The sequence below is a fragment of the Burkholderiales bacterium genome, from assembly GCA_013695435.1.
Classification (GTDB): Bacteria; Pseudomonadota; Gammaproteobacteria; order Burkholderiales; family JACMKV01; genus JACMKV01.
Genome location: JACDAM010000206.1, coordinates 1 through 4,597 on the forward strand (window position 1 = coordinate 1; position 4,597 = coordinate 4,597).

The window sequence follows — 4,597 nt, forward strand, 5'->3', positions numbered from 1 at the left end:
AACAGCGCCTCCTGCATCCCATCCGATCCACGCATCGTCTTCACCTTGCTTCGATCATGAACACGATATCCACAACGACTGCCTGGCCATGCGCGTTTACTCGCGAGCGAATTTCAACAGCCTGCTAAACAACCCGGATCGCTTGGCCAACGCCAGGAGTGCGGCACTATGATGCCCTCCGGCGTTCTGGCACAATTACCGGTCGATCGGCTTCAATCGGATTTTCGGAGATATCTTGGAAACGAAAGCCAACGCCAAACCCGATCTGCTCATCGTCGATGACGATCCGCTGATTACCGATACGCTGAATTTTGTACTCAGCAAGGATTTCGAAGTCTACGTCGCAGATTCGCGCGAACAGGTCAAAATCCTGTTGCGCCAACTCGATAAGGCGCCGCAACTGGCGCTGGTCGATCTTGGTCTGCCGCCAAATCCGCATCGGCCTGATGAGGGTTTCCGCTTGATCAGCGAACTTCTCGCCCATTCGCCCGGAATCAAAATACTGGTGCTGTCCGGGCAAAACGACGACGCCAACGCGCGCCACGCGCGCACTCTGGGCGCAATCGAATTCATCGCCAAGCCGTGCGATACGGCCGAGTTGAAATCGCTGTTGTTAAAGTCGCTGCAGATAAGCCAGGCCGAAAAGGTCGCCCCGGCGGAACGCGGCATCATTGGCACCAGCCTGCCGGTGGAAAAACTACGCCAGCAAATCCTTCAGTACGCTAACGCGCCGTTTCCGGTCTTGATCGAAGGCGAATCGGGCAGCGGCAAGGAGTTGGTCGCCGCCTCATTGCATCGGCAGAGTAATCGCGCAAGCAAGCCGTTTCTGGCGTTGAACTGCGCGGCGATTTCGCCGAATCTGGTAGAGCCCACGCTGTTCGGCTACGCCAAAGGCTCGTTCACCGGCGCCACCAGCGCGCGTTCCGGTTATTTTGAAGACGCGCGCGACAGCACGCTGTTTCTGGACGAAATCGGCGAATTGCCGCTGGAGTTGCAGGCCAAGCTGTTGCGCGTGCTTGAAAACGGCGAGTTCCAGCGCGTCGGCGAAACGCAAAGCCGCGTGAGCAATGCGCGCGTCGTCGCCGCCACCAACCGCGATCTGCGCCATGAAATCCGCAACGGCCGCTTCCGCGCCGATCTATACCATCGCCTCAGCGTTTTCAGCGTCGCGATGCCGAGTTTGCGCGAACTCGGCGATGACAAACGCATGCTGCTCGATCACTTTCGCGACTTTTACGCGAAGCAAAGCAAAGCCAAACCGTTCGAACTCGACAAGAGAGCCATGGATATCTGGCTCAGCTATGGCTTCCCCGGCAACGTTCGCGAGTTGCGCAACATCGTCATTCGCCTGACGACCAAGTACGCCGGACAAAATATCAACGTCGAGCAGTTGCAGCCGGAGCTGGAAATGGAAAGCAGCGATCCGAATCTCGGCGGCGTACCGATGGCCCAGGATTTCAAAACGCTGCTGGAAAGCGCGAAAAAACATCTGCAATTACAAAAGAATTTCGATCTCGACTTCACCCTGCAGCAGTGGGAAAAAGGCTACGTCGAGGCCGCGCTCATGATTACCCACGGCAACCTGAGCCAGGCGGCCAAGCTGCTCGGTATCCATCGCACCACGCTGTACAGCCGCATGCAGAATTACACAACACCAGATACCGGCACGAGCTAGCCTGGCGGATTCGGTGTCTTTGCGGTTGCCGATTTAAGGCAATGTATTACGATCATTTTGGCCTTTCCGAGCCGCCTTTTCGAATCACGCCCAACACCGGCTTCTTCTACAGCGGAGGCAGCCGCGGCGCGGTGCTCGACGCGCTGATTTACGCAATCGAGCAAGGCGAAGGCATCGTCAAGGTAACCGGAGAGGTCGGCAGCGGCAAAACCATGTTGTGCCGTATGCTGCAGACGCGCTTGCCGGAGCATGTCGAAACCGTCTATCTGGCGAATCCAAACGTTTCCGCGGACGAGATTCTGCACGCGGTCGCTTTCGAACTGCAGCTCAAAATTCCGCGTGACGCAGGACGGCTCGAGGTCATGCACGCGCTGCACGAGTACCTGCTGGATCGCCATGCGGCCGGCAAACAAGTCGTCGTGTTCGTCGAAGAATCGCAAAGCATGGCGCTAGCGACGCTCGAAGAAATCCGCCTGCTATCCAATCTCGAAACCCCGGATCACAAGCTGCTGCAGATCGTGCTGTTCGGTCAGCCCGAGCTCGACGAAAATCTGCGCGCGCCCAACATACGCCAGCTCCGTGAACGTATCTCGCACAGTTTTTCGCTGTCGCCGTTCAGCACGCGCGACGTCGGCGAATATCTGCGTTTTCGCTTGCGCGCTGCCGGTTATCGCGGGCCCGATCTGTTCAATCCCAAAGTCGCCAACTTCCTCGCCAACGCAACTTCTGGCGTAACCCGCCGCGTCAATCTGGCGGCGGATAAAACCTTGCTTGCGGCATTCGCCGAAAACACGCACACGATCACGCTCAAACATGCAAAGGCCGGCGTGCGCGACAGCGAATTCGCAGTTCCGCATCGTATTTCCGCTAAGTGGGCGATCGCGTCGGCGCTGCTGGTCGCGGCCGCCGGACTCGGCGCCGCTCTGTTCACGTTTCTCGATCGTGAAACCCGTCCCTCGGCAGATATCGCTCGCGAGCCATCGGTGAGGAGCCCTTTGACCGATCAGGCATCTAGGGTAGCGGCGCCGCCTCCTCTCGCCGGGCTAAATCCCGACCTCGCGACGCGCGAACATCCCGTAGCGCCCGTAGAGACGGCGCCGCCGGCTGATGTCGTTTCCGCTGGAGGCCTGGCCGAAGACTTGCTAATAGGTCGTCTCGCAAAGACGCAGGAGTGGCTAAAGAATCAAAGCGGCTCGACTTTCAGTATTCAGCTATTGGGAACTGAAAACGAGGCTAGCCTGGAAAGATACCTTGCGGAAATCAGTTATTACGTTGAATTAGAAGATATTTATGTGTACCGCACGCGGGCCAGGCAGAATCCGTCCCTAACGGTGTTGTACGGCGGCTTTGCAAGCCGCGCTGAAGCGAACGGGGCACTTGCCGAACTCCCGTCGCACCTGACGGCGTATCGGCCGCTGTTGCGGACGGTACAAGGGATACGCGCTGAGATCGGCTTCCATCAACTTCCTTGAAGGCGGCCTTGGTGCCGTTTTCATCGAAGTGCAAGAAAAGGGAAGTCGAACATGGGTGCAAGATGTACGGCGAATCGTCGGCGCAGCGAGCCGAATAAGAGAACAGAAAGCTCGTGCAGCTTTTCAAGCGCTTATCGGCATTTCCTTCCGTTTTTTGTCAGTTTGTCGCTGGCTCTGCTCGCCGGCTGCGCAAGTTATCGTCCCGAAATACCGGTTTCCAAGGGGCATATCGACAAGGAAACGGTCGCCCCGAAGCCCGACGTTGCGCCTCCCCCGGTCGCCCGTGGCGCTTATGTCCCGCCCCCCAAGCCAGCCGTCAAGCAGCCGACCTACAGCGTCGTCGTCAACGACGTGCCAGTCAAGGAATTGCTGTTTGCCCTCGCTCGCGATAGCAAGCAGAACATCGATATTCACCCCGGAATCACGGGCAAAGTTACGCTGAATGCGGTCAACGAAACGCTGCCGGCGATCCTCGACCGCATCGCGCGCCAGGTCGATATGCGATATCACCAGGAAGGCAATACGCTGATCGTCGAGCAAGACACGCCGTTCATGAAAACCTATCGCGTGAACTATGTGAATCTGTCACGCGCGACGACGTCGACGTCTAGCGTTGCAACCCAGATTTCGAGCACCAGCGGCAGCGGCACGCAGACTGCTGGCGCGCAAGGCAGTCCGGTTGCTGGCGGCACCGGTAACGCATCGAACACGACAGTCACGAGCAAATCGAGCAATGATTTCTGGGACGTGCTGGCGCAGAACGTCCGCAATATCCTGGCTTCGACGCAAGCACAAAAGCTCTCCTCTGAAGAAAGAATCGCTCGCCTCGATCAGATCAAGGCCGCGCAGGCCGAACGTCTGCAGCAAGCCACGGCAGTAAGCGGCGCAGGCGCTTCCGCTGCGAACCTGATCAGTACCGCGTTCCCCACGCCGTTGCCGGTCCCCGGCGATCCGAAAGACGATATCGTCATCAACCCCGTTGCCGGCACCGTCAGCATCCTGGCAACAGGGCGCCAGCAGGCTTTGGTCCAGCAATATCTGGATAGTGTGACCGCATCGGTCCAGCGCCAGGTACTAATCGAGGCAACGATCGTCGAAGTGCGCCTTTCAGACACTTATCAGGCGGGCGTGGATTTCAGCCGGCTGGCCATCAACGGCGGTCTGAATGTGACGCAGTCACTCACTCAGGGCACCCTGCTGAGCCCGCCGAATCTCGCCATCGGCTACATCAATCCGACTTCAGCAATTGGCAATATCGCGGCCGCGGTCAGATTGCTTGAGCAATTCGGCAATGCGCGCGTGTTGTCGAGCCCAAAGCTGATGGCGTTAAACAACCAGACGGCTTTGTTGAAAGTTGTTGATAACCGCGTATTTTTCAACGTGCAGGCGGAGACCGTCACCAACCAGACGACGGCGACGACGACTTTCAACACGACGATCAATACCGTCC

At 58.1% G+C, this 4,597-nt stretch carries 3 protein-coding genes; all 3 read left to right on the forward strand.

Going from position 1 to position 4,597, the window contains the following annotated elements; translation table 11 throughout:
- Positions 1–232: 232 nt before the first annotated feature.
- Entirely contained in the window at positions 233–1,675 is a 1,443-nt protein-coding gene (locus H0V78_10300) for a sigma-54-dependent Fis family transcriptional regulator (GenBank protein MBA2352145.1), read from the forward strand.
- A gap of 41 nt (positions 1,676–1,716) precedes the next feature.
- Positions 1,717–3,147: an AAA family ATPase gene (locus H0V78_10305; protein ID MBA2352146.1), complete on the forward strand. Its 1,431-nt coding sequence runs from the start codon at positions 1,717–1,719 to the stop codon at positions 3,145–3,147.
- Between the two features lie 162 nt (positions 3,148–3,309).
- The coding region (locus H0V78_10310) for a secretin N-terminal domain-containing protein (protein MBA2352147.1) at positions 3,310–4,597 on the forward strand (1,288 nt) is incomplete at its 3' end.